Raw genomic sequence first — 22216 nt, 5'->3', positions numbered from 1 at the left:
TTGCCGCGCATGGCGAGCGACTCCCTCCGTACGGCGGCGCTTCGCTACGGCGTCGTCGCTGGCCCCGTCACCGTCGCGCTGCTGGCGGGCGTCGCCGTGCTCGTGGACTTCCCCCTGAAACTGCTCGGCGTGCTGACGCTCGGCGTCCCGCTACTGGTCGTCCCCGCCGTCGTCGGTGCCACGGACGCCGGCATCGAGACCGCGGCTGGAAGCGCCCTCGTCGGGGCCGAGGCCGGCGACCCGTCGGACTACCAGCCAGACCGCATCCTCCCCGTTCCGAACCCGCTCGACGTCGTGTGCTGGCTGTCCGGCGTCGGCGTCGCCGGCGCGGTCCTGTTGGCCGCCACCTTCTGAGCACTTTCAGTTTCACCCCGCGGCAGACACGGAATTATTTTACCGCACTCCCTGGACTGGAATATGAACGCACACTCGGGTGACGAGCCGGAGGGGCGGTCGCGGGCGGTGCGCGTGCTCCGGGTGCTGAAGCTGCTGTTGACGGTGCTCGTCCTCGCGCTGACGCTGCTGCGCGCGCTCCCCAGCGGCCCGCTCTAATCGAGGGCCAGCCAGACGAGGTACGAGCCCGCCGCGAGCACGACCGCGATACCGCCGACAGTCGCGGCCTCGCTCTCGAACAGTTCGCCGAACAGCAGGAGGAGCCAGCCGATAACGGCGAGGAGGTTCCCGACGCCGTAGTCGTGTTCGCCGGCGAGCACGCGCAGGATTGCGGCGAGCGTGAACCCGGCCACGAACACGCCGGCCAGCGCCGCCAGCGTCGACACGCCGGGCACCGGCCACGACGGGTCCGTGCTCGCCAGCACGACCACGACCGCTGCGCTCACGAGCGTCACACCGACGACGACCTGCCAGACTCGCGCCAGCCGTCCGTCCATCGTCGGAACCTCGCACAGCCACCGGCAAGAACGTGTGGGTCGCCGGCTACAGTAGCCGGAACCCGTCGCCGGACTCGGTGACGTCGCCGGCACGCCGGAGTTTGTCGAGCGCGCGCTCGACGTACTCCCCGTCGACGCCGTGCTCGGCCGCGAACGCCTTCACCTCGGCTTCCGTGGGTTCGTCGAGTTCGCGCAGCGCCGTCCGCACGGCCTCGCGCTTCCCGAGGCTGCGCCCGGACTGCTCGACGCGCTCCTCGACGGCCGACACTTCCTCGACGTCGACGCCTGCCGAGTCGAGGAACTCCTCGTCGCTCATCCCCGCGTCCTCCGCGAAGTCGCCGAGCGTCGTGAAGTCGTCCAGCTCCGCGAACGCGTCGCCGTGGCCCGCGCGGTTCGCGAGCATCGACGCCCGCGCCTCGCGGGCGTGGTCCTCGTCGTCGGTCTGGACGAACTTCCGGAGTTTCGAGAACTGGTGGCGCCGCTCGCAGCGCGGACAGCCCGAGGTGTCGGGGCGTCCCTCCACGACCCACAGCGCGCCACAGTCCGTGCAGCCGACGACCGCGTACGTCATCACCTCCGAATCGGGCGGCGTCGCTGATAAACGTCCCGTCCCAGCGTGGACGCCGTCGGCGCTGTACTTCCTGATGGTCGTCCCCGCAGTCGCGCCGCTGGTCGCCGCTGCCTACGTCTACCGCCGCCACCAGCACGTCGGCGTGCCCGCGAACCCGCTCGCGGACTCGCGCTGAGCGGTGGTGCCGACACGCGGCTTTTTGTCGGCGCGTTTCGTCCACCCTCCATGGAGACTGACTCCCTCGCGGACCACGACCCCGTAGAGGCCATCGACGGCGTCTTCCTCGCCGAACTCGCGGTCGGCGAGAACATGAGCGTCCAGCACGTCACCATCGAACCCGGCGCGGACGTCCCGGAACACGACCACCACCACGAGCAGGTGGGCTTCGTCTACGAGGGCGAACTCACGTTCCTCGTGGCCGGCGAGGAGTTCACGGTCGCCGCCGGCGAGTCGTACACGATTCCCGGCGGCGAGCCCCACGCCGCGCTCAACGAGAGCGGCGAGCGCGTCCGCGGCCTCGATGTCTTCTCGCCGCCGCGCGAAAATCCGGACTGGCAGGAGTGAGCTACCGCTCGACGGTGAAGCCTTCTTCTTCGAGGATGTCTTTCACGCGGTCCTCGTGGTCGCCCTGCACCTCGACGCTGGTCTCCTTGGCCGTGCCGCCCGCGCCGAGGGACTTCTTCAGCGTCGTCGCCACGTCGCCGACGTCCGTCGCGTCGGGGTCGAACCCCTCCACGACGGTCACGGGCTTGTCGTACGTGCGCCGCTCGACGCGAACGGTGAGTTCCTGCTCGGCCCGCGCGATGTCTTCCATTCCCGGTACGTCGATGCCGCCGAAGTCGTCGTCCTCTGGCACGCTCTGTAGTACGCTACCGAGACGCATATGCGTTGTCGCCGATGCGTCGCTGACGAGTAGCGGGTCGAAAGAAGAAACGAGTTAGAGACGGCGCGAAGACCTCGTTACGCGAGGTCCTCGATATCCTCGGCGCGAGCCGAGGGCCCGAAGAACTCGCCTCAGGCGAGTTCTTCGATGCGCTCGACGACTTCCTCGGCGTACTCGGAGGTCGAGAGCTTGACGCCGCCTTCGACCTGCCGTTCGAGGTCGTAGGTGACGCGGTGCTCGCTAATCTGGGCTTCGACGGCGTCGTGGACGAGTTCCGCGGCGTCCTCCCAGCCGATGGACTCCAGCATGAGCTTGCCGGAGAGAATCATCGCGGTCGGGTTCGCCTTGTCCTTGCCGGCGTGCTTGGGCGCGGAGCCGTGGACCGGCTCTGCGAGCACGCGGCCGTCGCCGAAGTTCGCGCCCGGCGCGATGCCGAGGCCGCCGATCTGGGCGCCGGCGGAGTCGCTGAGGTAGTCGCCGTTGAGGTTCGGCATCGCGAGAACGTCGTAGTTCTCCGTTCGCGTCAGGAGCTGCTGGAGCATGTTGTCCGCGATGCGGTCCTTGACGACGACCTTGTCCTCGGGGGCGTCGCCGTCGTGTTCCTCCCAGAGCGTGTCCTCGTCGATGGTCTCCTCGGGGAACTCTTCGGCGGCGACCTCGTAGCCCCAGTCACGGAACGCGCCCTCGGTGAACTTCATGATGTTGCCCTTGTGGACGAGCGTGACGGAGTCACGGTCGTTCTCGATGGCGTACTCGATGGCGCGACGGACGAGGCGCTTCGTGCCGAACTCCGTGATGGGCTTGACGCCGATGCCGACGTCGCCCTGATGGATGGTCTCGTCGAAGCCCATGTCGTCCTCGACGAAGTCGCGTACCTTCTCGACTTCGTCGGTGCCGGCCTCCCACTCGATGCCGGCGTAGACGTCCTCGGTGTTCTCGCGGAAGTTCACCATGTCCATCTCCTCGGGGTTCTTGACCGGGGACGGAACGCCGTCGAGGTAGTACGTCGGGCGGACGTTCGCGTAGAGGTCCAGTTTCTTGCGGAGCGCGACGTTGAGGCTGCGGAAGCCGGCGCCGACGGGCGTCGTCAGCGGGCCCTTGATGGCGACGCGGTGCTCGCGAATTGCCTCGACTGTCTCCTCGGGGAGGTTCTCGTCGAACTCCTCGCGTGCGGACCCTCCGGCGAGGACGCGCGCCCACTCGATGTTACGGCCGGTCGCTTCCGCGGCGGCGTCGAGTACTTTCTGCGCGGCGGGCGCGACGTCTTTCCCGATTCCGTCCCCGAAGATGATGGGGATGATGGGGTTGTCGGGGACTTCCATCTCGTCGGTGTCCTCGTCGTAGGTGATCTTCTCACCGTTCTCGGGGATGTCGATGTTTTCGTAGCTCATAGTCATATGAAGGTCTCCCGAAGCGCCTAAAAGGACTGCTGTTTCGCGCAGGTACGTCAACACGCCCCGTAGTTCGGTGTCGGTCCGGCGAGGGGCGCACGAACCCCACCACACTAAGCGGTCGGGTCGGACAGGCTGGCGTATGCAGGTCATCGTACACGGCGGCGCGGGCGCGAGCGTGGACGAACCAGTGCCGCGACAGGCGACTCTCGACGAGGCCGCGGACGCGGGCGCCGACGAGGCCGACCCTGTGGACGCAGTGGAGGCCGCAATCCGCGTTCTCGAAGCCGACTCCCGATTCAACGCGGGGACGGGCGGAGCGGTCCAGTCAGACGGCGTGATTCGGACGGACGCCGGCCTGATGACGAGTGATAGGGAGGCCGGAGCGGCGGCGTCGATGCCGGGCGTCGAGGCCGCCGTCTCGGTCGCTCGCGCCGTGATGGAGGAGACGCCACACGTCCTCTTGAACGGCGTCCACGCCGTCGACTTCGCGGCGGACATCGGCATCGACGTCGAGTGCGACCTCTGGAGCGAGGACACCCGCGAGCGCTGGGACGCGCTCGACGACCGCCCGGAGGGCGGCCCGCTCGCACATCGTGACTGGCTTCGGGACAAGTTCGGCGCTACGGACCCTGAAGGCCGCGACCAGAAGGACCACGACACGGTGGGCGCGGTGGCGTTCGACGGGGAGACGCTCGCGACGGCGACGTCGACGGGCGGTCGCTGGCTCGCGCTCGCAGGTCGCGTCGGTGACGTCCCTCAAATCGGCTCGGGGTTCTACGCGGCGCCGGCGGGTGCGGCATCGGCCACTGGCGCGGGCGAGGACATCGCGAAGGCGACGCTGACGCGGCGCGCCGTCCGCCACCTCGAATCCGGACTGGACGCGCAGGCGGCCGCCGACCGAGCCATCGAGGAGTTCGACGATATGACTGGGTCGTCCGCGGGCGTCATCGTGCTCGGCGGGGACGGGACGGTCGGGGAGGCGTTCAACTCCGAGCAGATGCAGACAGCGACGGTCTGAGCGCAGCGAAGACCCTCGTTATCGCGAGCGGCGAACGCAGTGAGCCGTGAGCGGCGCTGTTCTTCCTCGTGGTCGGGCGAGTCGGCGCAGCGTCGTTCGCGCGCGGTCTCGACCGCGCAATCCCGCAACCTCTTTCCCGCGTTCGGGCGAACGATTCGGTATGGCAGACAGCGTCGAAGTCGGTTCCGAGGCGTACGAGAAGTACGTGGAAGCCGGCGACATTCTGACGGACGTGATGGAGGCGGCCGCCGACCGCGTGGAGGTCGGGGCGACGCAACTGGAGGTCGCGGAGTTCGCCGAGGAGCGAATCCGGGAACTCGGCGGCGAACCGGCGTTCCCCGTGAACATCAGCGTGGACGAGGAGGCCAGCCACGCCGCGCCGGGCGCCGACGACGACACGGAGTTCGGCGAGGAGATGGTGTGTCTGGACGTCGGCGTGCACGTCGACGGCCACATCGCGGACGCCGCGACGACCGTCGACCTCTCCGGGAACCCCGAACTCGTCGAAGCCGCGGAGGAGGCGCTCGACGCCGCCGTGGACGCCGTCGAACCGGGCGTCCACACGGGCGAAATCGGCGCCGAGATTCAGGACGTCATCGAGGCCTACGGCTACAATCCCGTGGTCAATCTCACCGGGCACGGCGTCGACGTCTTCGACGCGCACACGGGGCCGAACGTCCCGAACCGGAAACTGGACTCGGGGACGGAACTGCAGGTCGGTGACGTGCTCGCCATCGAGCCGTTCGCCACCACCGGGACGGGGAAGGTCTCGGAGGGGTCGGCGACCGAGATTTACGAGGTCGTCGGCGACGGCAGCGTCCGGGACCGCCGCGCGCGCCAACTGCTCGACGACCTCGAACAGTTCGACGGCCTGCCGTTCGCGGCGCGGTGGCTGGACGGGCCGCGCGCGGAGATGAGTCTCCGCCGCCTCGAGATGGCGGACATCGTGCGGTCGTACCCGGTGTTGAAAGAACAGGAGGGCGCGCTCGTCAGCCAAGACGAGCACACGCTCGTCGTCACCGAAGACGGCTGCGAAGTCACGACGAACTAGGCGTCGTTCATGCGCTCGGCGCGCACGTCGCCGCACTCCCGGCAGGTCGTGACGCGGTAGGGCTCCCGGGAGAACGCCGCGTTCTGGTCGTCGGCACTCTCCGTTCGGAGTTCGACGGTGACCGTGTGCGGGGTCTCGTACCCGCAGGTTGGGCACGGCTCGGTCATGGCGTCGGCCTGTGGGGTTTTACTGGCCATCGGGACCACTCCACTTCGAGCTGACAACTCCCGCAAGTAAATAACCGACCAAAGTGGTGAATGTGAACATTTGACATACATTTCACCGTAAAACACCTGGCGTGGGCCGCCGACCCTCTGGTATGGACCAGGTGTTCGCGCCGTGGCGCATCGAGTGGGTCGAACGCGACGACAAGAACGAGGACGTCGACTGCGTGTTCTGCGAGTACCCACAGCGCGGCGACGACCGGGAAAACCTCGTCGTCGCGCGCGCCGAACACGCGCTCGTGATGTTGAACAACTACCCGTACAGCCCCGGGCACTGCATGGTCATCCCCCGCGAGCACACGGGCGACTACACTGACCTCGACGACGAGACGCTGCTCGACCACGCTCGCCTCAAGCAGGCGACCTTCGACGCGCTCGAAGCGGCGTTCTCCCCGGACGGCTTCAACGCCGGCCTCAACCTCGGCGGCGACGCCGCCGGCGGCAGCATCGACGACCACCTCCACACGCACGTCGTGCCGCGGTGGAGCGGCGACACCAACTTCATGCCCGTTATCGGGGACACCAAGGTCATCGTCGAAGCCCTCGACGAGTCCTACGACCGCCTCCACGAGGCGTTCGCCGACCACCCCGCGGCCGTCGAGACGGAGGCCGGCGCGCCGAAGCTCGTTTTCGACTGAATCGAAACACCGAACCACCCGGGCGAGGAAGGTTGTGTCGATGGACCGGAGACGCGCGGTCCGGCGGGTCGGCGGCGTCGTCCTCGCCGCGAACCTCGCCCTCGTCGCAGCGAAAGCCGTCGTCTGGTGGACGACCGGCAGTATCGCTGTCGGCTCCGAAGCCGTCAACAGCCTCGCGGACGTGGCGTACTCGCTGGTCGTCGTCGGCGGTCTCTACCTCACCACGCAGCCCCCGGACTTCGAACACCCGCACGGTCACGAGCGAATCGAGCCGTTCGTCTCGCTGTTCGTCGCCGTCGGCGTCCTCGGCGCCGGCGCCGCCGTCATCTGGTCGGCGGCGTCGTCGCTGCTCGCGGGGTCGTACGGCCGGAGCGCGGGCCTCGCGGGCGTCGTCGTGCTCGTCGGCACCGCCGTCGGGAAGTACGCACTCTACTACTACTGTCTGGACGTCGCCGAGCGCTACCGCTCGCCCGCGATTCGCGCGACCGCTCTCGACAACCGCAACGACATCCTCACCGCGGGCGCGGCGCTGGCTGGCGTCCTCGGCTCCGCCGCCGGCTACCCGATTCTGGACCCGCTGGCGGCGCTCGTCGTGGCGCTGGGCATCCTCTACACGGGCTACGAAATCGTCCGCGACAACGTCAACTACCTCGTCGGCGCCGCACCCTCCGAGGAGCTCCGCGAGGAGATTCTCGAACGCGCGCTCGCCCACCCCAAGGTGGAGGGCGCCCACGACGTCGTCGCCCACTACGTCGGCCCGGAGGTCGACGTCAGCCTCCACGTCGAAGTCGAGGGCGAGATGACCCTCCACGAGGCCCACGACATCGAGACCGAAATCATCGAGTCGGTGCGGGAGATTCCGGAGGTCGACGACGTGTTCGTCCACGTCGACCCGAAGGAACTCGGCGAGTGGAAGGACGGCGGCCCCGCGTAGCGACGCCCGGCGTGCTGACGGCGAAGCGACCCGTAGCGCCCGAACGGCAGGAACTTCTTTCAGGGCTCGCGTCGAAGCGCCGCGCATGAGCGAGGCGACCCAACTGCAGTGTCTCGGGTGCGGTCGTACCGCGCCGTCGAACGGCGACTGGGACTCCGGCACGCATCCCACGCTCGGCTCGATGACGCAGTGCCCGGACTGCGGCAGCACGAACGTCCAGACGAAGCGGTAACGCTGTTCGCAGTCGCTGGAACTCCGCTCCGCCGTTAAGTGTCGTTCCTTCGTCTATTCGCTAATGCCCGGCCAGGGGTGCTCGGTCCTCGGGAGTTCACTCGCGGCCGCCGGCGTCGCCAGCGTGGTCGCGCTCGCCGTCGCGTCGACAGTCAGCCGGCTCGCCCTCCTGCGGCCGGAGTGGTCGCCCCGAACCGCTGCCGTCCGCGTCGCTGCCATCTACACTGTCCTCACGCTCGGCCTCTGGGCGGTCGTGCGCGCGGTCTTCTACCCGGTGGCGTTCTCGCAGGCCGTCGACGCGCTCGCCGCCTGGGTCGCCATCGGCGGTGTCGGTTCCGCCGTCCTCTCGGGTGGGACGACGTACGCGTACGCCCGCTTCCGCTACCTCTCGGCGCTTCTCGCGCTGTTCGTCGTGACCGCGTTCACGTGGTACGCGTTCCTGCACGTCGGCGGCGAGACGGGCGTCCTCTCGATTTGGGGGTTCGTCTTCGCACCCGTGTTCGCGGTCGCTACGGTTGTCCTGCTCGCCGCCGAGTGGCTCCTGCGGCGACTCATTGACGGCGAGAACGGTGAGAACGGAGCGGCGACGTGACCCTCAGTCGGCGGTCGTGCTCGCGCGGCCGTCCGCGTCGGCGTCAGCGGGCGCGACCGGTTCGCCGAACGCGTAGACGGTCTGGTGGCCGGTGACCTCGACGGTCGCGAAGTCGCCGGGTTCGAGGCCGTACTCGGCGGCGTTCTGGACGATAATCTGGCGGTAGGACTGGTCGTAGCACTTCACGGAGTCCCCCGTCCCCTGCTCGGTGACGAGTACGTCGCGCTCCGTGCCGACCATCTCCTCGTGGGCGTCACCGACCACGTCCATCTTCAGGTCGGTCATCGCCTTCGAGCGGTCCTTCTTCGTCTGCCCGCCCAGCCCCTTCATGTCCGCGGCGTCCGTGCCGGGGCGCTTGGAGAACCGCGTGACGTTGATCTTCTCCGGCCGGGTCTCCCGCAGGAGGGCCATCGACTGCTCGTGGTCCTGGTCGTCCTCCGTCGGGAAGCCGACGATGAAGTCCGTCGACAGCGTCCACTCTTCCAAGCGGTCGTCGAACGTCTCCACGATGTCCAGATACTGCTCGACCTCGTGCTGGCGGCGCATCTCTTCGAGCACGTCGTCGCTGCCGGACTGCACGGGCGCGTGCAGGAAGTTGTAGATTTCGTCGTGCTCGGCGAACACGTCGGCGAGTTCCTCGCGGATGCCGTGGACACCGCCGGGGTTCGCCATCCCTACTCTGACGCGGAAGTCGCCCTCGATTTCGGTGGCGATGCGCTCCAAGAGTTCGGGGAGCTTGCGCTCTCCCTCGTCCCAGCCGTAGACGCCCGTGTCCTGTCCAGTGATGCGAATCTCCTTCGCGCCGGCGTGGACGAGCGCGCGCGCCTTCTCGACGTTCTCCTCGACGGGCGGGGAGTCCACGCGCCCGGTCGCCTGCTTCGTGATACAGTACGAGCAGTTGCTCATGCAGCCGCGGGCGATGGGGAGGATGCCGATGACGCCGTCGAGGATGGGTTCGGCGTCCGGCGTCGTCGTCGGGCACTCGCCGTTCGTCACGGCCTCGGGCACGTCGTCCCAGTGCAGCACCTGCGCGTCGACGTCCGCGTCGGCGAACTCCTCGCCCTGCGCCAGCGCCATACAGCCGGTGACGATGAGGTCCGCCGTCTCGTCCTCCAACTCCTCGGCCCGTCGGAGCATGTTGCGCTCCGTCTTCTCCACGACCGTACAGGTGTTGAGGATGGCGACGTCCGCGTCGTCGGCCCCCTCGACCTTGTGGTGGCCGGCGTCGCGGAGGCGCCGCTCGATTTCGCGGCTCTCGCCGCGGTTCGAGGTACACCCGTACGTCTCGATGTGGTACTGGGCCATGCGTTGACCCAATCGTTGGCCGCCCGCGGCCAAAAGCACGACGATAGCCGGCGACGCTCCCGGCGAGGACTGCCTAGTCGTCGAACGTCTCCACGATGTTCACGCCGGAACTCGCGCCGATGCGCTCGGCGCCCGCGTCGAACATCGCAACTGCGTCCGCGTAGTCGCCGACGCCGCCGCTGGCCTTCACGGGGAGGTACTCGCTCATCAGTTCCACGTCCGGCACCGTCGCGCCGCCGTCCGAGAAGCCGGTCGCGGTCTTCACCATGTCGGCGCCCGCGTCGACGGCGGCCTGACACGCCTCGTGCTTCTCGTCGTCGTCGAGCAGCGGCGTCTCGATGATGACCTTCACCGGGAGGTCGGTGGCGTCGACGACGGCTTCGAGGTCCTCGCGCACGGCGTCCAGTTCGCCGGCTTTCAGGCGGCCGACGTTCGTCACCACGTCGAGTTCGTCGGCGCCGTCCTCGTGCGCGAGTTCGGCCTCCGCTGCTTTCGCCGCCGGGGTGTGCTGCCCGTGGGGGAACCCGATGACGGTGGCGACGGTGAGGTCGTCTGGGGCGTAGCTCCGGACGTCGGCGACGTAACACGGCGGAATGCAGACGTTCAGCCCGTACTCGTCGGCTTCCTCGACGACGCGTTCGACGTCCGCTGGCGTCGTCTCGGGGCCGAGTACGGTGTGGTCGATGCGGGCGGCGACCTCCTCGCGGTTCATGGTACGAGTAACCAAGTCTTTCATTAAAATATTGGCGAAACATTCGACGGAGCGGGGCTGAATTGATGCTTCTGATAACTCGCACTCAAAGCTTAAGTGGGGGAACTCGGCTGTCGGTGGTATGCACGAAGTCAGCAGGCGCGGGTGGCTCGCTGCGACGGCCACCGCGCTGACTGGTGGCGCGGGCTGTCTCGGCCTCGGCGGCCAAGACGACCCCGTGACCATCGGTTCACTACTCCCGCTCTCCGGCGCAGGAACGCTCGCGACGTTCGCTTCCCACCACCAGCGCGCTATCGACGCGGCCGTCGAGCACGTCAACGCCGCTGGCGGCATCCACGGTCGCACCGTCGTCCACGAGTCCGCGGACACCGCCGCCGACCCCGCGACGGCCGAGGACGCCTACCAGTCGCTCGTCGACGCCGGCGCCGTCGCCATCGTCGGCGCGGTTCTCAGCAACGTCACCGCGTCGCTGGCCGACCGCCCCGCCGAGGACGGCGTCCTGCTCATCAGCCCGTCCAGCACCAGTCCGTCGCTGGCGTCCGCTGGCCGCACCGACGACGCCAAGTTCTTCGGGCGGACGTGCCCGAACGACCGCCAGCAGGCCACCGCGATGGCGAAGATTCTCGACGACGCCCGGTACGCCGACGCCGCGGACGCCACCATCCTCTACGTCGACGACGCGTTCGGCAGTGCGCTCGTCGACGGCATCGAGAACGCGACCGACACCACCGTCCGCGCGACGGTGCCGTTCGCGCCCTCGGAGCCGAACGCCACGACCCGGGTCGACGCCGCGACCGGCGGCGACCCCGACGCGGTCGTCTTCGTCGGAACACCCGGCCCCTCCGCGACCGTCCTGAACGAACTCGTGGGCGCGGACTACGACGGCGACGTCGTCGTCAGCGCCGGCATGTCACTGGACGCCACCGACGACAACTACGAGGGCACGTACACGCCCTCCGTGGCGTCCGCGCGCACCGTCGGCACCCAGCGCCTCCAGCGCGAACTCTCTGACCTCCAGCCGCTGATGGCGTACACGACCAACGCCTACGACGCCGCGATGCTCGCGTCGCTGGCCGGCGAGCGCGCCAGCGAGGTCTCCTCGACGGCAATCGCGCAGTCGCTGCGCGACGTCGCCGGCGGCACCGGCCACTCCGTCACGGTCGGCCAGTTCGACCGCGCGAGCACGCTGTTCGACGCCGGTCGCGAAGTGAACTACCGCGGGGCCTCGGGCGCCGTCGACCTCCAAGCGGACCTCGAACCGCTGTCGTCGTACCTCATCGAGCGCGTCAACTCCGGGAGCGTACAGACACTGGAGTTGCTCCAGCGCTCGTACTTCGGGGGTGACGGCGAGTGAGCGACCGCATCGACGGCCGCTTCGAGAAGTACCTCCCCGACCGGGTGCGCGGAAGCTACGCGCTGAAGTTCAACGTCCTCCTGCTGGTCGTCGTTCTCGTGCTCGCGGCCGCCGGCGGCGTCGTCCACCTCCAGACCCAGCAGACCGTCGGCGCCGACACGGAGGCCGACGTCTCCGGCATCGCCGACCAGCAGGCCGCCGCGCTCAACGACTGGGTGAGTCAGAAGCAGGCCACGACGCGGTTCATCGCGAACGACCTCGAAGGCGACGACGCGAACGTCAGCACGCGCCTCGAACGCACGTTCGCGACGCTTCCGACCGACGTGTACTCGATTCACTACGTCGACGTGACCGCGGGCGAAGTCGTCGCGAGCACCGACGACGACCGCGCGGGGTCGACGCTCTCCTCGGACGACACGCCGTGGCTGTCCACGCTTCGCGAGGGTGTCGACGACGTCGCGCTCTCCGAACCCTACGAAGCAGGCAGCGAACCCGTTGTCGCGTTCTCCACGGCCGTCGGGGAGTCCGGGCGCGCGGTCGTGTTGACCGCGTCGCTGGCGGAGCGCTCGCAGTCGTTCAACTCCCCGACCGCTACCGGTGACGTGAAAGTCGTCGGCGGCGACGGCGACGTCGTCTTCGACAACCGTAACCGCGCACTGCTTGAGCCGTACACGACCAGCGACGGCGCGCTCCCGCAGGGCGTCCAGACCGCGCGCGCCGGTGACACGACGTTCGGCGTCGTGAGCGAGCGCACGGGCATGGACGCCGGCAAGTACGCGACGGCGTACACGCCCGTCGTCGGCACTGACTGGGTGCTCGCGTACCACGTCCCCCGCAGCGACGCGTACGCGCTCCAGTCGCAGGTCACCACGAGCGTCGTCGCGCTCGTCGTCATCGCGCTCGTCGGCGTCGCCGCCGTCGGGCTGACCGTCGGCCGGCGCACCTCGAACGCGCTCGAAGAAGTCGCCGAGCGCGCGAACGCCATCGCCGCCGGCCGCCTCGACACCGACCTCCCCGAGACCCGCCGCACCGACGAGGTCGGCCAACTCGTCGGGTCGTTCCGCTCGATGCGGTCGTACCTCCGGACCGCCGCCGACCAAGCGGACGCCCTCGCCGCACAGGAGTTCGACGACGACGTGCTCGACGAGGACCTCCCCGGGTCGTTCGGCGACTCGCTGTCTGAGATGCACGAGCGCCTCGAAACCCTCATCACGGACATCGAGGCCGCGCGAGCGGACGCCGAGCAGACCCGCGAGGAGGCCGAGCGCCTCAACGACGAACTGGAGGCGACCGCCAACGCGTTCAGCGAGGAGATGGCAGCGACCGCGGACGGCGACCTGACGCGTCGCCTCGACCCGGACGCCGACAGCGAGGAGATGCAGGCCATCGCGGACGCGTTCAACGAGATGATGGACGACCTCGAAGGCACCATCCAGCAGGTGCGCGACATCGCCGACGCCGTCGACGACTCCAGTCGCGACGTCGCCACCAGCGCGGGCGAGATTCGGAACGCCAGCGAGCAGGTCAGCGACAGCGTGCAGGGCATCTCCGCGAGCGCGGAGACCCAGCGCGAGAACCTCGACGAGGTCGGCGACGAGGTGACGTCGCTGTCCGCGACCGTCGAGGAAATCGCCGCGAGCGCGGACGACGTCGCCCAGACCGTCGATAAGGCGGCCGCCGAGGGCGAGCGCGGCGCCGAGCAGGCGGAGGCCGCGATGGCGGAACTGGACCGCATCGAGGAGACTGCCGACGACGCCATCGAGCGCGTGGAAGCGCTCGAAGACGCCGTCTCCTCCATCGGCGAGGTGACCGATGTCATCACGGACATCGCCGACCAGACGAACATGCTCGCGCTGAACGCGAACATCGAGGCCAGCCACGCCGACACAGACGGCGACGGGTTCGCCGTCGTGGCCGACGAGGTCAAGAGCCTCGCGGAGGAGACCAAGGAGTCCGCCACCGAAATCGCGGACCTCGTGGAGTCCGTCCGCGGGGAGGTCGACGACACCGTCGAGGACATGCACGAACTCGGCGAGCGCGTCGACACCGGCACCGAGACCATCGACGACGCGCTGTCCTCGCTTGACGACATCGTCGAGCGCGTCGAGACCGCGAACACGAGCGTGCAGTCCATCAACGAGGCGACCGACGAGCAGGCCGCCTCCACCGAGGAGGTCGTCACGATGGCCGACGAGGTCCGCGACCTCAGCGACAAGACCGCCGAGGAGGCCCAAGACGTCTCCGCGGCCGCCGAGGAGCAGACCGCCTCGGTCACGCAGGTCGCCGACCGCGCCGGCGACCTCGAAGCCCGCGTCGAGGAACTCAACGACCTCCTCGGCCAGTTCGAGGTCGACGACGAGTAGCCGGCTTCGCCAACGCTTAGGTGGCCGCGGCAACTCTTCTCGGGCATGCTCGCACCGGAGGTCGAGACCACCGCCGAGGACATCGCGGAGATGGAAGTCCGGGGCGCCGCCACCATCGCACGCGCCGCTGCGGAGGCGCTGGAAGCGCAGGCCCGCGACAGCGACGCCGACACGCCCGCGGAATTCCGGAAGGAACTCCGCGCGGCCGCGCGCCGCCTCCGGGACACTCGCCCGACGGCGGTCAGCCTACCGAACGCGCTCCGGTACGTCCTCAACGAGGTCGACGGCAACTCCGTGGCGGACCTCCGCGCGGCCACCGTCGAGGCGGCCGAGCGGTTCCGCGACCAGTTGGACCGCGCGCAGGACGACCTCGGCGCCATCGGCGCGAACCGCCTGCGGGACGGCGACACCATCATGACGCACTGCCACTCCACGGACGCGCTGGCGTGCGTCGAGGCCGCGCTCGACGACGGCAAGGACATCGAGGCCATCGTCAAGGAGACCCGCCCGCGAAAGCAGGGCCACATCACCGCCGAACAGCTCCGCGACTGGGACATCCCGGTGACGATAGTCGTGGACAACGCGGCGCGGCGCTACCTCGACGACGTCGACCACGTGCTCGTGGGCGCGGACTCCATCGCCGCCGACGGCTCCGTCGTCAACAAAATCGGCACCAGCATGCTCGCCGTCTCCGCCCGCGAGCGCGGCGTCCCCGTGATGGTCGCCGCGCAGACGCTGAAACTCCACCCGGACACGCTCACCGGCCACACCGTCGAAATCGAGATGCGCGACGAGACCGAAGTCCTCGGCGACGACGAGCGCGCGGAGATGGGGGACCCGGACGTCGAGAACCCCGCGTTCGACGTGACGCCGCCGCGGTACGTCGACGCCATCGTCACCGAGCGCGGCCAGTTCCCGCCCGAGAGCATCGTCACGCTGATGCGGGAACTGTACGGCGAGGGCACCAGCGAGCCGTGGGCGGAGGAATAACAAGGTTTTCACGCGGCGCGTCCACCCTCCCGGTATGGTCCTGCCTTCCGGGTTCGCGCTCCCGTCGCTCCCGTATCTCGCGGTCGTCGCCGTCGCCGTCGTCGCCGTCGGCTGGCTGCTCGTCCGCGAGTCGCCGCCGGTCACCGACCGCACGGTGCTGGCGTTCGGGCCGTGGATGGTGCTCGGGTCGACGCTGTACGTCTGTTTCCAGCTCGGCGTGTTCCCCGACGCAATCGCTCCGTTCTTCGGCTCCCCAATCGTCTACGCGTCGACGTTCGCCGCCGCGGGCGCGACGTGGCTGGCCGCGCGCCGCACCGCCCGGCCGCTGCTCGCGCTCGCGGCTACTGGTGGCGTCCTCACCCTCGCGCCCACCGCAGCAGCCGTCGGCTACGCGCTCGCGCACGACACGCTGACGCTAGCGTGGCCGCTCGCTGCTGTCGTCGCCGCCGCAGTCCTCGGCCACGTCGCGTGGTGGGTGGTCGAGCAACTGCGACCGGACGACGTCGCCGCCGTCGGTGGCGCGGGCGCGCTCGCCGTCTTCGCGCACGTCCTCGACGGCACCTCCACCGCCGTCGGCGTGGACGTGCTCGGCTTCGGCGAGCAGACGCCGCTGTCCGCCGCCATCATGCACGCCGCCGCCGAACTCCCGACGGCCCCGGTTATCGGCGTCGGCTGGCTGTTCGTCCTCGTGAAGACCGCTCTCGGTGCCGCTGTCGTTCTCTTGCTCGCGGAGTACGTCCGCGAGGACCCCGCGGAGGGCAACCTCCTGCTCGCCGTCGTCACCGCCGTCGGCCTCGGTCCGGGCGCGCACAACGTCTTGCTGTTCGTCGCCGCGAATCCCGCAGGGTTTTAGCGCGACCGACCCAACCGCCGGCACATGGTTCGCGTCGTCGCCGCCGGCCACGTCAACTGGGACGTCACGCTCCGCGTCGACGCCCTCCCCGAACCCGACGGCGAAGCCCGCATCGTCTCCCAGCGCCGCTCCGGGGGCGGCAGCGCCGCCAACGCGGCGGTCGCGCTCGCGGGCTTCGACGTCGACACCGGGCTCGTCGGGAGCATCGGCGACGACGAGAACGGCCTGCTCGCGCGCCGGGAACTGGACCGCGTCGGCGTCGACCTCGACGGCCTCCGCGTCGTCGAGGACGCCGAGACGAGCGTGAAGTACCTCGTCGTGGACGGCGACGGCGAGGTGATGGTGCTCGGCAACGACGGCGCCAACGAAGCCGTCGCGCCCGCGGACGTCGACGCCGACTACGTCCGGGCCGCCGACCACGTCCACCTCACCAGCCAGCGCCCCGAGACCGCCACGCGCATCGCGGAACTCGCCGCCGAAGCCGGCGCGACGGTCTCGTTCGACCCGGGCCGCCGGCTGGACGAGCGCGACTACGCGGCGACCATCGAGCGCTGCGACGTCCTCTTCGTCAACGACCGCGAAGCCCTCGAAATCCTGGAGGAGGACGCCACGTACGCCGAGTCCGAGGTCGGCGACCGCGTCGTCGTCGTGAAACACGGCGCGGCGGGCGCGACCGTCCACACGCCCGACGCGTCCCTCGAACACCCCGGCTTCGACGTCGACCCCGTGGACACGACGGGCGCCGGCGACGCCTTCGCCGCCGGCTTCATCGCCGTCCTCCTCGACCACCCGGACGACTACGAGCGCGCGCTGGAGTTCGCGAACGCCTGCGGCGCGCTCGCCGCGCAGGCCGAGGGCGCGCGCACCGCGCCGACGTACCCGGAAGTCGAGGCGTTCCTCGACCAGCAGTTCTGACCCACGTTTAGGTGGGTGGCCCGTGTAGCCGACTGTATGCGACTCCTCGCGGCGTTCCCCGACCGCGTGCTCGCGTTCGACGACGGCAGCCTCCAGACAGTTCGCTCCGGCGACGTGCAGTGTCTCGACGCCGGCCCGTTCGGCGTCTACTGCGGGACCAGCGACGGCGTCTACCGCCAGTCCGACACCGACTCGGCGGACTGGATGCGCGTCGCGGACGTCGGCGACGTGACCGCAGTCGCCGTCCACGAGTCGGGCGTCTGGGCGGGAACCGAGCCGAGCGCGGTCTACCACGCGCCCGGCGGCGAGACGTTCACCGAGTGCGAGGGACTCACCGACTTGCCGTCCAGCGACGACTGGGCGTTCCCACCACGACCCTCTACACACCACGTTCGGTGGCTCGAACCCACGCCCGAACGGCTCTACGTCGCCGTCGAAGCCGGCGCGCTCGTCCGGTCGACGGACCGCGGTGAGACGTGGCAGGACCGCGTTCGTTCTGGGCCCTACGACACGCACTCGATGGCGACCCACCGCGACCGCCCCGACCTCGCGTACTCGGCCGCCGGCGACGGCTTCTACGTTACCGAGGACGGCGGCGACTCCTGGCGCACCGTGGAAGCAGGCCTCGACCGCACGTACTGCTGGAGCGTCGTCTGCGACCCCGGCGACCCCGAGCGCGTGCTCGTCTCCGCCGCCGACGGCCCGCGCAGCGCGCACGACGCCGGCACCGCGAGCAGCGCGGTCTTCCGGAAGAACGGCGCAGATGCTGATTGGGAGCGCTGCGAGGACCTACCGGGACCGAACGGGCTGCTCGCGTCCGTGCTCGTGGCAACTGGGTCGGGAGAAGCCGTCGCTGCGACGAACCGCGGGTTCTTCGAGACCGACGACTGGGGCGCGTCGTGGATAGGAATCGACACGGAGTGGCCCGCCGCGCTGGAATCCGAACGGCCCCGAGGGCTGGTGTCCCGTTGAGCGTTGCCGAAGCTGACGACTGTCTCACGGATAACAGCGAGAGAACTGTCTTCGGAGAGAACGCGACGAGAGCCGCAGTTATTCGCGCTCGGTCGCGGGGTCGTTCGGCGACCGGAACCCGAGTTTCGCCGCGAGCCGGCGAACCGCTGCCGGAGCCTTGTACGAGCGATGGGGCTCCAGCTCCACGTCGCCGAACTCTTCGCCGGACTCCCGTGGTTCGGTCATCGGCATAGAGTCGTCTATAGCTTCCATACTGTTAAACCTCCGGCGACAGCCAGTAGCACCACGCCCACCAGGAGCGAGGCCTGCGTGACGAAGAGGTAGAAACCGTTCTTCTCGTTGACGAGCTGCATCTGTGCAATCCACCGATTGTATCCTTCGAGCAGTTCGCGTCGCCACGCTCCTTCGGAGATGTTCTCGTTCAGTACGGCGGTCCGGTACTGGGCGCTAATCCCGGGTTCAGGTGCCGAAATGGAGTACGTCAGCACGCCCGAGGCCATCGTCGCGAGCAACACCGCCACGCCGGCACCTGCCGTGACCTTCACCGACGACGGCGGTGAAACTCCCTGATTGCCGGCGATACTCGCGGCCGAGACGACGAGCCCGACGATGATGACGGCGGTGCGTACCGTCCAAATCGCCTTGTCGTCGATGTCGTTCAGGATGTCGATTTCGTGGTCCAATACGGCTCGAGACTCCTCACAGGCAGACCGGAGCGTCGCCGTGGAGTCCGGCTTCTCCGCCATCGTGGTGCTCGGTTCCCTCGCCCCGGTACAAAAAGTTCGACGGGCGACCCGCCGCGTCGCGCGCTAACCGCAATCCCCGCTCTTTTTCTCCGCGAGCGTCGAATCGCTGGCATGGCCAAACAGCCCCACCTGCTAGTCGAGGAAGGCGACGTCTACGACATCGCGCTGCTGCCCGGCGACCCGGGCCGCGTCGACCGCATCGCCAGCCACTGCGACGACAGCGAGGTCGTCGCCGAGAACCGCGAGTACAAGGTCGTCAACGCCACCTACGACGGCGTCGACCTCACAATCTCCTCGACCGGCATCGGCTGCCCCTCCGCAGCCATCGCCGTCGAGGAACTCTCGCGCGTGGGCGTGGAGACGTTCCTGCGCGTCGGCACCATCGGCGCGCTCCAAGCGGACATCGATGTCGGTGACATGATTGTCGCGACCGGCGCCGCCAAAGAGGAGGGCACGAGCAAGCGCTACGAGTCCGAAGTCTACCCCGCAGTCCCGGACTTCGACGTACTCACGAGCCTCGTGGACTCCGCCGAAGCACGAGAAGGGGTCGGGTCGCACGAGGACTCCCCGACCCGCGACGGCCCCTCCGGGGCCACAGTCCACGTCGGCCCCATCGTCAGCGACGACGCGTTCTACAACGAGGACGAGGACTTCGTCGACGACTGGAACGATGCCGGCCTGCTCGCCGTCGAGATGGAGGCCGCGACCGTCTTCTCGCTGGCGCGCCGCAAGGGCCTCGCCGCGGGCGCCATCTGCACGGCCGACGGCAACCTCGTCGCCGGCAACCAGAAGGGCGCGGACAGCGACGACGAACTCCCCGAGAAAGCGAAGAACAACGTCGCGCGCGCCATCGACATCTCGCTGGACGCCGTGACGCGACTCGCCTGACGCCCGCCAGCCGAAACACCCAACTGCCGGGCTCGCGGACTGGCTGAACATGTTCTCGGAGTTGCGGCAGCGGCTCGCGGCGGCGCGGCGGCGCGCCGCCCGACTCGAACGCCGCGAACTCCGGTCGTTCCGGAAGTGGCTGGAGACGACCAGCAACCTCCTGCACGTCTGCGTGCTGTTGTTCGTGCCGCTGCTCGTCGGCCTCGTGACGCTGCTGGCGAACACCGTCGGCGCGGTGTCGTTTCTCCTGTTCCCGCCGCTGGCGTCGGGCACCTACACGCTGTTCTCCGAGCCCGAGGGCCGCTACTCGAACCCGAAGACGTTCGTCGGCGGCATGACCGTTGGCGCGTTCTGCGGCTGGATTGCCGTCGAAGCGGCGTCGTACGCGTACGGCATCCCGCCGTCGTCGCTGGGCATCAACGCCGGCGCCGCCGCGCTCGGCGTCCTCTTCACGGGCGGCGCGACGTGGGCGCTCGACCTCGAACTCCCGACCGCGTTCTCGACCGCGCTGCTCGTGCTCATCACGGGGACCGCGCAGTTCGCGTACGTCGCCGGCGTCGCGCTGTCGTCGTCGCTGGTCGCCGTCGTGTTCGTGGTGTGGCGCCGCGAGGTCTACGAGGAGCGCGCCCGCTACCTCTACCGGACGACGGAAGCCGACGACCACGTCATCGTGCCGATACGCGGGGACACCGCCGAGGAGACCGCGATGCTCGGCGCGCGCATCGCGGCCGCCCACGACGCCGGGAAGGTCGTCCTGCTGGACATCGTCGACGACGAGAAAATCGCGGCCGCCGAGCGCGAGTGCATCGGCACCGAGGGTGCAGACTACGTCGAGGACGCCGAGTCCACCGGCGAGGAACAGGCCGCCGACGCCGCCGCGCGCGAACTCGAACAGCAGGCCGCGCGCATCGAAACGAGCGTCGGCGTCCCCTGCGACGTGGCGGTCGCAGTCGCGGACGGCAACGCCGCGGGGACGGTGCTGTCGACGGCCGACGAGGCGAACTGCGACCTCGTCGTCACACCGTTCGAGTGCCGGGAGGACGCCACGCTGACGCCGTTCCTTCGGTCGCTGTTCGCCAGCGACATCGACGTCGTCGCGCTCCAGTCCACGGGCGAACGCACGCGCTGGCGGCGCATCATGGTCCCCGTGCGCAGCGCGTCGGATGTTGCGCACGCGATGCTGGACTACGCCGGCCGGCTCGCCAGCCGGAACGGCTCCATCAGCGTCTGCTCGTGCATCGACACCGAGCGCGAACGCCGCCCCACGGAGTCGATGCTCGCGAATCTCACGGAGACGGTGGACACGCGCTGTGAGACGCGCGTCTCGCGGTCATCCATCGAAGAGTTCGTCGAGCGCAACGACGCCCACTACGACCTCGTGTTCCTCGGCGCCAGCACCGACCGCTCGGCGGCGTCGAAGTTCTTCTCGCGGCCGACCTACGAGCGCGTCCGCGACCTCGACACGGACATCGCCATCGTCCACACGGCGTGACTACTCGTCGTCGAGGACGTGGGCGGCCTCCGCCTCGGCGTGCTCGTCGCCGAGCGCCGAGCGCGCGAGCAGCCGTCCGCCGATGACCATCGGACTGATGACGGTGTCCGCGCCCGCCCGGCGGAGCTTCGGCTCGTTCTCCCGTTCGGTGGCGGCGGCGACCACGCGCACGTCGGGGAACGACTCGGAGACGGTGAGAATCGCGAGCGCATCCTCGCCGTCGTCGTTGGTCGCCGCGACCACCGCTCGGGCGCGCTCGACCCCCGCCCGTGCGAGGATTTTCTCGTCGGCGGGGTCGCCCGCGAGCACGTCGATGTCGCGGTCCCGGAGTTCCGCGGCGTCGTCGCCGTCCCGCGTCACCACGAGGAACTGCCGGCCGCTCTCTGCGAGTTCGGTCAGAATCGGTTCCGTCAGGTCGCCGTAGCCCGCGACGACCACGTGGCCGTCGAGGGACTCTAGGTCGCTCTGTGTCATGCGTCCGAGGGCGCTCGCGAACCGGGCTTCGAGGGCGGGACCGAGCAGCGCGCCGAGCGCGATGGCGAAACTCGCGGTCCCCAACACCAGCACGGACAGCGAGAACAGCCGTGCTTCCTGCGTGACCGGCGTGACGTCGCCGTAGCCGACGGTGCTGGAGGTGACGAGCGTGTAGTAGAACGCGTCCAGCATCGTGGTCACACCCGGGAAGCCGTCCTCCCCGCGGAGCGCCCACGTCCCGATGGTGCCGTACGCCTGCACGCCGGCGAGCGCGCCGCCGGCGGCGAGTTGGCTCGTGGACAGCGAAATCGGCTCGTCGAAGCGGCTCCGCGCCACCGCGAGCACGGGCATCGAGAGCACCGACAGCACCACCAGCGGCACCGAGTACGGTGTCGCCTGCACCAGTCCCTGCAGGGCGGTCACGGGGAGGAGAACGAGCGTCGAGTACCACGCCGCCCGCAGGCCGCGGCGCAGGCCGAGCGCGCTCATCACCATCAGGAAACCGGTCAGCGAGCCCGTGAAGCCCGCCGTCTGGCTGACCGTCGGGGGGATGTACTGCGCGAACGGCCCGAAGTTCGCCGTCGGATTGACGATGCCGAGGATGCCGACGCCGACGGAGAGCGCGGCGACGGCGAGCGTCAGCGCGACAGCTACTCGGCCGGTCACACGCTTGGCGCCCGGTACGTCCATGTCATCACGCGCGTGGTCGCCCGCCTTAAGAACGGC

28 protein-coding genes are annotated in these 22216 nt (G+C 69.3%); 18 read left to right on the top strand and 10 right to left on the bottom strand.

The window, feature by feature from the left end; genetic code table 11:
- Positions 1–9 precede the first annotated feature (9 nt).
- Both AVZ66_RS10750 and AVZ66_RS17065 read left to right on the top strand, forming a co-directional pair.
- On the top strand, positions 10–354 hold the full coding sequence (locus AVZ66_RS10750) for a hypothetical protein (protein WP_058984081.1): 345 nt from the start codon (positions 10–12) through the stop codon (positions 352–354).
- Between the two features lie 63 nt (positions 355–417).
- The gene (locus AVZ66_RS17065) at positions 418–552 is read left to right on the top strand and encodes a hypothetical protein (RefSeq protein ID WP_269073718.1); all 135 of its coding nucleotides are present in this window, start codon (positions 418–420) and stop codon (positions 550–552) included.
- Here AVZ66_RS17065 and AVZ66_RS10745 read toward each other — a convergent pair.
- Positions 549–890, bottom strand: a complete 342-nt coding sequence (locus AVZ66_RS10745; protein WP_058984080.1) for a hypothetical protein — start codon at positions 888–890, stop codon at positions 549–551. The genes AVZ66_RS17065 and AVZ66_RS10745 overlap by 4 nt on opposite strands.
- A gap of 46 nt (positions 891–936) precedes the next feature.
- Entirely contained in the window at positions 937–1461 is a 525-nt protein-coding gene (locus tag AVZ66_RS10740) for a DUF5817 domain-containing protein (RefSeq protein ID WP_058984079.1), read from the bottom strand.
- Here AVZ66_RS10740 and AVZ66_RS10735 point away from each other — a divergent pair.
- Both AVZ66_RS10735 and AVZ66_RS10730 read left to right on the top strand, forming a co-directional pair.
- Positions 1436–1636: a hypothetical protein gene (locus AVZ66_RS10735; RefSeq protein WP_058984078.1), complete on the top strand. Its 201-nt coding sequence runs from the start codon at positions 1436–1438 to the stop codon at positions 1634–1636. The genes AVZ66_RS10740 and AVZ66_RS10735 overlap by 26 nt on opposite strands.
- Positions 1637–1686: 50 nt before the next feature.
- Positions 1687–2025 carry a cupin domain-containing protein gene (locus tag AVZ66_RS10730; protein WP_058984077.1) on the top strand — a complete coding sequence of 113 codons (339 nt, stop codon included), beginning with the start codon at positions 1687–1689 and terminating at the stop codon, positions 2023–2025.
- A gap of 1 nt (position 2026) precedes the next feature.
- Here the strand turns inward: AVZ66_RS10730 and AVZ66_RS10725 are convergent, their stop codons facing one another.
- Complete coding sequence (locus AVZ66_RS10725) at positions 2027–2317, bottom strand: translation initiation factor (protein WP_082678874.1); 291 nt, start codon at positions 2315–2317, stop codon at positions 2027–2029.
- A 158-nt stretch (positions 2318–2475) separates the two neighbouring features.
- The gene (icd, locus tag AVZ66_RS10720) at positions 2476–3735 is read right to left on the bottom strand and encodes an isocitrate dehydrogenase (NADP(+)) (protein WP_058984075.1); all 1260 of its coding nucleotides are present in this window, start codon (positions 3733–3735) and stop codon (positions 2476–2478) included.
- 142 nt (positions 3736–3877) lie between these two features.
- Between icd and AVZ66_RS10715 the strand changes: the two genes are divergently transcribed.
- Together AVZ66_RS10715 and map are read left to right on the top strand one after the other, a co-directional pair.
- Positions 3878–4756: an isoaspartyl peptidase/L-asparaginase gene (locus AVZ66_RS10715; protein WP_058984074.1), complete on the top strand. Its 879-nt coding sequence runs from the start codon at positions 3878–3880 to the stop codon at positions 4754–4756.
- A 160-nt stretch (positions 4757–4916) separates the two neighbouring features.
- Positions 4917–5807, top strand: coding sequence for a type II methionyl aminopeptidase (gene map, locus AVZ66_RS10710; protein ID WP_058984073.1), 891 nt, complete (start codon positions 4917–4919; stop codon positions 5805–5807).
- Here map and AVZ66_RS10705 read toward each other — a convergent pair.
- On the bottom strand, positions 5804–6004 hold the full coding sequence (locus AVZ66_RS10705; RefSeq protein WP_058984072.1) for a hypothetical protein: 201 nt from the start codon (positions 6002–6004) through the stop codon (positions 5804–5806). The genes map and AVZ66_RS10705 overlap by 4 nt on opposite strands.
- Before the next feature lie 122 nt (positions 6005–6126).
- Between AVZ66_RS10705 and AVZ66_RS10700 the strand changes: the two genes are divergently transcribed.
- The 4 genes from AVZ66_RS10700 to AVZ66_RS10690 all read left to right on the top strand — a co-directional run bounded on the left by AVZ66_RS10700 (position 6127) and on the right by AVZ66_RS10690 (position 8426).
- The gene (locus tag AVZ66_RS10700; protein ID WP_058984071.1) at positions 6127–6669 is read left to right on the top strand and encodes an HIT domain-containing protein; all 543 of its coding nucleotides are present in this window, start codon (positions 6127–6129) and stop codon (positions 6667–6669) included.
- A gap of 40 nt (positions 6670–6709) precedes the next feature.
- Positions 6710–7603, top strand: a complete 894-nt coding sequence (locus tag AVZ66_RS10695) for a cation diffusion facilitator family transporter (RefSeq protein WP_058984070.1) — start codon at positions 6710–6712, stop codon at positions 7601–7603.
- Between the two features lie 85 nt (positions 7604–7688).
- Positions 7689–7835 (top strand): hypothetical protein, encoded by a 147-nt coding sequence (locus AVZ66_RS16665; protein ID WP_197407755.1) that lies wholly within the window; start codon positions 7689–7691, stop codon positions 7833–7835.
- 63 nt (positions 7836–7898) lie between these two features.
- The gene (locus AVZ66_RS10690; protein ID WP_058984069.1) at positions 7899–8426 is read left to right on the top strand and encodes a hypothetical protein; all 528 of its coding nucleotides are present in this window, start codon (positions 7899–7901) and stop codon (positions 8424–8426) included.
- A 3-nt stretch (positions 8427–8429) separates the two neighbouring features.
- On the opposite strand, the gene AVZ66_RS10685 is transcribed toward AVZ66_RS10690, so the two are convergent.
- Positions 8430–9731: a tRNA (N(6)-L-threonylcarbamoyladenosine(37)-C(2))-methylthiotransferase gene (locus tag AVZ66_RS10685; RefSeq protein ID WP_058984068.1), complete on the bottom strand. Its 1302-nt coding sequence runs from the start codon at positions 9729–9731 to the stop codon at positions 8430–8432.
- 73 nt (positions 9732–9804) lie between these two features.
- Entirely contained in the window at positions 9805–10443 is a 639-nt protein-coding gene (gene deoC, locus AVZ66_RS10680) for a deoxyribose-phosphate aldolase (protein WP_058984067.1), read from the bottom strand.
- A gap of 121 nt (positions 10444–10564) precedes the next feature.
- Here deoC and AVZ66_RS10675 point away from each other — a divergent pair, with 121 nt between their 5' ends.
- Genes AVZ66_RS10675 through AVZ66_RS10650 form a run of 6 tightly spaced genes read left to right on the top strand, consistent with a single transcriptional unit; the run spans position 10565 to position 17890 of the window.
- Positions 10565–11797, top strand: a complete 1233-nt coding sequence (locus tag AVZ66_RS10675; RefSeq protein ID WP_058984066.1) for an ABC transporter substrate-binding protein — start codon at positions 10565–10567, stop codon at positions 11795–11797.
- Positions 11794–14160, top strand: coding sequence for a methyl-accepting chemotaxis protein (locus AVZ66_RS10670; RefSeq protein WP_082678829.1), 2367 nt, complete (start codon positions 11794–11796; stop codon positions 14158–14160). The genes AVZ66_RS10675 and AVZ66_RS10670 overlap by 4 nt, the downstream gene beginning before the upstream one ends.
- Before the next feature lie 45 nt (positions 14161–14205).
- Positions 14206–15150 (top strand): ribose 1,5-bisphosphate isomerase, encoded by a 945-nt coding sequence (locus AVZ66_RS10665; protein WP_058984065.1) that lies wholly within the window; start codon positions 14206–14208, stop codon positions 15148–15150.
- Positions 15151–15184: 34 nt separating this feature from the next.
- Entirely contained in the window at positions 15185–16003 is an 819-nt protein-coding gene (locus AVZ66_RS10660) for a DUF63 family protein (protein WP_058984064.1), read from the top strand.
- 24 nt (positions 16004–16027) lie between these two features.
- Complete coding sequence (locus AVZ66_RS10655; RefSeq protein WP_058984063.1) at positions 16028–16918, top strand: carbohydrate kinase family protein; 891 nt, start codon at positions 16028–16030, stop codon at positions 16916–16918.
- Positions 16919–16954: 36 nt separating this feature from the next.
- Positions 16955–17890: a hypothetical protein gene (locus AVZ66_RS10650; protein WP_058984062.1), complete on the top strand. Its 936-nt coding sequence runs from the start codon at positions 16955–16957 to the stop codon at positions 17888–17890.
- A 78-nt stretch (positions 17891–17968) separates the two neighbouring features.
- Here the strand turns inward: AVZ66_RS10650 and AVZ66_RS16280 are convergent, their stop codons facing one another.
- Together AVZ66_RS16280 and AVZ66_RS10645 are read right to left on the bottom strand one after the other, a co-directional pair.
- Positions 17969–18121 carry a hypothetical protein gene (locus AVZ66_RS16280; protein WP_157575650.1) on the bottom strand — a complete coding sequence of 51 codons (153 nt, stop codon included), beginning with the start codon at positions 18119–18121 and terminating at the stop codon, positions 17969–17971.
- A gap of 8 nt (positions 18122–18129) precedes the next feature.
- Positions 18130–18636, bottom strand: coding sequence for a hypothetical protein (locus AVZ66_RS10645; protein WP_058984061.1), 507 nt, complete (start codon positions 18634–18636; stop codon positions 18130–18132).
- 111 nt (positions 18637–18747) lie between these two features.
- On the opposite strand from AVZ66_RS10645, the gene AVZ66_RS10640 reads away from it, so the two are divergent.
- Positions 18748–19524 (top strand): nucleoside phosphorylase, encoded by a 777-nt coding sequence (locus AVZ66_RS10640; RefSeq protein ID WP_058984060.1) that lies wholly within the window; start codon positions 18748–18750, stop codon positions 19522–19524.
- 49 nt (positions 19525–19573) lie between these two features.
- On the top strand, positions 19574–21016 hold the full coding sequence (locus AVZ66_RS10635; RefSeq protein ID WP_058984059.1) for an HPP family protein: 1443 nt from the start codon (positions 19574–19576) through the stop codon (positions 21014–21016).
- On the opposite strand, the gene AVZ66_RS10630 is transcribed toward AVZ66_RS10635, so the two are convergent.
- Entirely contained in the window at positions 21017–22180 is a 1164-nt protein-coding gene (locus tag AVZ66_RS10630; RefSeq protein ID WP_058984058.1) for an NAD-binding protein, read from the bottom strand.
- Between the last annotated feature and the right edge of the window lie 36 nt (positions 22181–22216).

Source organism: Halobacterium sp. CBA1132 (genome assembly GCF_001485535.1).
Classification (GTDB): Archaea; Halobacteriota; Halobacteria; order Halobacteriales; family Halobacteriaceae; genus Halobacterium.
Note: the sequence above shows the minus strand (reverse complement) of the source record. Positions and strands in the feature narration are given on the sequence as shown.

Bases quoted from the DNA above. Each gene is read 5' to 3' on its own strand.
- AVZ66_RS10750 (WP_058984081.1), top strand. From the start codon at position 10: ATGGCGAGCGACTCCCTCCGTACGGCGGCGCTTCGCTACGGCGTCGTC.
- AVZ66_RS17065 (WP_269073718.1), top strand. From the start codon at position 418: ATGAACGCACACTCGGGTGACGAGCCGGAGGGGCGGTCGCGGGCGGTG.
- AVZ66_RS10745 (WP_058984080.1), bottom strand. From the start codon at position 890: ATGGACGGACGGCTGGCGCGAGTCTGGCAGGTCGTCGTCGGTGTGACG.
- AVZ66_RS10740 (WP_058984079.1), bottom strand. From the start codon at position 1,461: ATGACGTACGCGGTCGTCGGCTGCACGGACTGTGGCGCGCTGTGGGTC.
- AVZ66_RS10730 (WP_058984077.1), top strand. From the start codon at position 1,687: ATGGAGACTGACTCCCTCGCGGACCACGACCCCGTAGAGGCCATCGAC.
- icd (WP_058984075.1), bottom strand. From the start codon at position 3,735: ATGAGCTACGAAAACATCGACATCCCCGAGAACGGTGAGAAGATCACC.
- AVZ66_RS10715 (WP_058984074.1), top strand. From the start codon at position 3,878: ATGCAGGTCATCGTACACGGCGGCGCGGGCGCGAGCGTGGACGAACCA.
- map (WP_058984073.1), top strand. From the start codon at position 4,917: ATGGCAGACAGCGTCGAAGTCGGTTCCGAGGCGTACGAGAAGTACGTG.
- AVZ66_RS10705 (WP_058984072.1), bottom strand. From the start codon at position 6,004: ATGGCCAGTAAAACCCCACAGGCCGACGCCATGACCGAGCCGTGCCCA.
- AVZ66_RS10700 (WP_058984071.1), top strand. From the start codon at position 6,127: ATGGACCAGGTGTTCGCGCCGTGGCGCATCGAGTGGGTCGAACGCGAC.
- AVZ66_RS10695 (WP_058984070.1), top strand. From the start codon at position 6,710: ATGGACCGGAGACGCGCGGTCCGGCGGGTCGGCGGCGTCGTCCTCGCC.
- AVZ66_RS16665 (WP_197407755.1), top strand. From the start codon at position 7,689: ATGAGCGAGGCGACCCAACTGCAGTGTCTCGGGTGCGGTCGTACCGCG.
- AVZ66_RS10690 (WP_058984069.1), top strand. From the start codon at position 7,899: ATGCCCGGCCAGGGGTGCTCGGTCCTCGGGAGTTCACTCGCGGCCGCC.
- AVZ66_RS10685 (WP_058984068.1), bottom strand. From the start codon at position 9,731: ATGGCCCAGTACCACATCGAGACGTACGGGTGTACCTCGAACCGCGGC.
- deoC (WP_058984067.1), bottom strand. From the start codon at position 10,443: ATGAACCGCGAGGAGGTCGCCGCCCGCATCGACCACACCGTACTCGGC.
- AVZ66_RS10675 (WP_058984066.1), top strand. From the start codon at position 10,565: ATGCACGAAGTCAGCAGGCGCGGGTGGCTCGCTGCGACGGCCACCGCG.
- AVZ66_RS10665 (WP_058984065.1), top strand. From the start codon at position 14,206: ATGCTCGCACCGGAGGTCGAGACCACCGCCGAGGACATCGCGGAGATG.
- AVZ66_RS10660 (WP_058984064.1), top strand. From the start codon at position 15,185: ATGGTCCTGCCTTCCGGGTTCGCGCTCCCGTCGCTCCCGTATCTCGCG.
- AVZ66_RS10655 (WP_058984063.1), top strand. From the start codon at position 16,028: ATGGTTCGCGTCGTCGCCGCCGGCCACGTCAACTGGGACGTCACGCTC.
- AVZ66_RS10650 (WP_058984062.1), top strand. From the start codon at position 16,955: ATGCGACTCCTCGCGGCGTTCCCCGACCGCGTGCTCGCGTTCGACGAC.
- AVZ66_RS16280 (WP_157575650.1), bottom strand. From the start codon at position 18,121: ATGCCGATGACCGAACCACGGGAGTCCGGCGAAGAGTTCGGCGACGTG.
- AVZ66_RS10645 (WP_058984061.1), bottom strand. From the start codon at position 18,636: ATGGCGGAGAAGCCGGACTCCACGGCGACGCTCCGGTCTGCCTGTGAG.
- AVZ66_RS10640 (WP_058984060.1), top strand. From the start codon at position 18,748: ATGGCCAAACAGCCCCACCTGCTAGTCGAGGAAGGCGACGTCTACGAC.
- AVZ66_RS10635 (WP_058984059.1), top strand. From the start codon at position 19,574: ATGTTCTCGGAGTTGCGGCAGCGGCTCGCGGCGGCGCGGCGGCGCGCC.
- AVZ66_RS10630 (WP_058984058.1), bottom strand. From the start codon at position 22,180: ATGGACGTACCGGGCGCCAAGCGTGTGACCGGCCGAGTAGCTGTCGCG.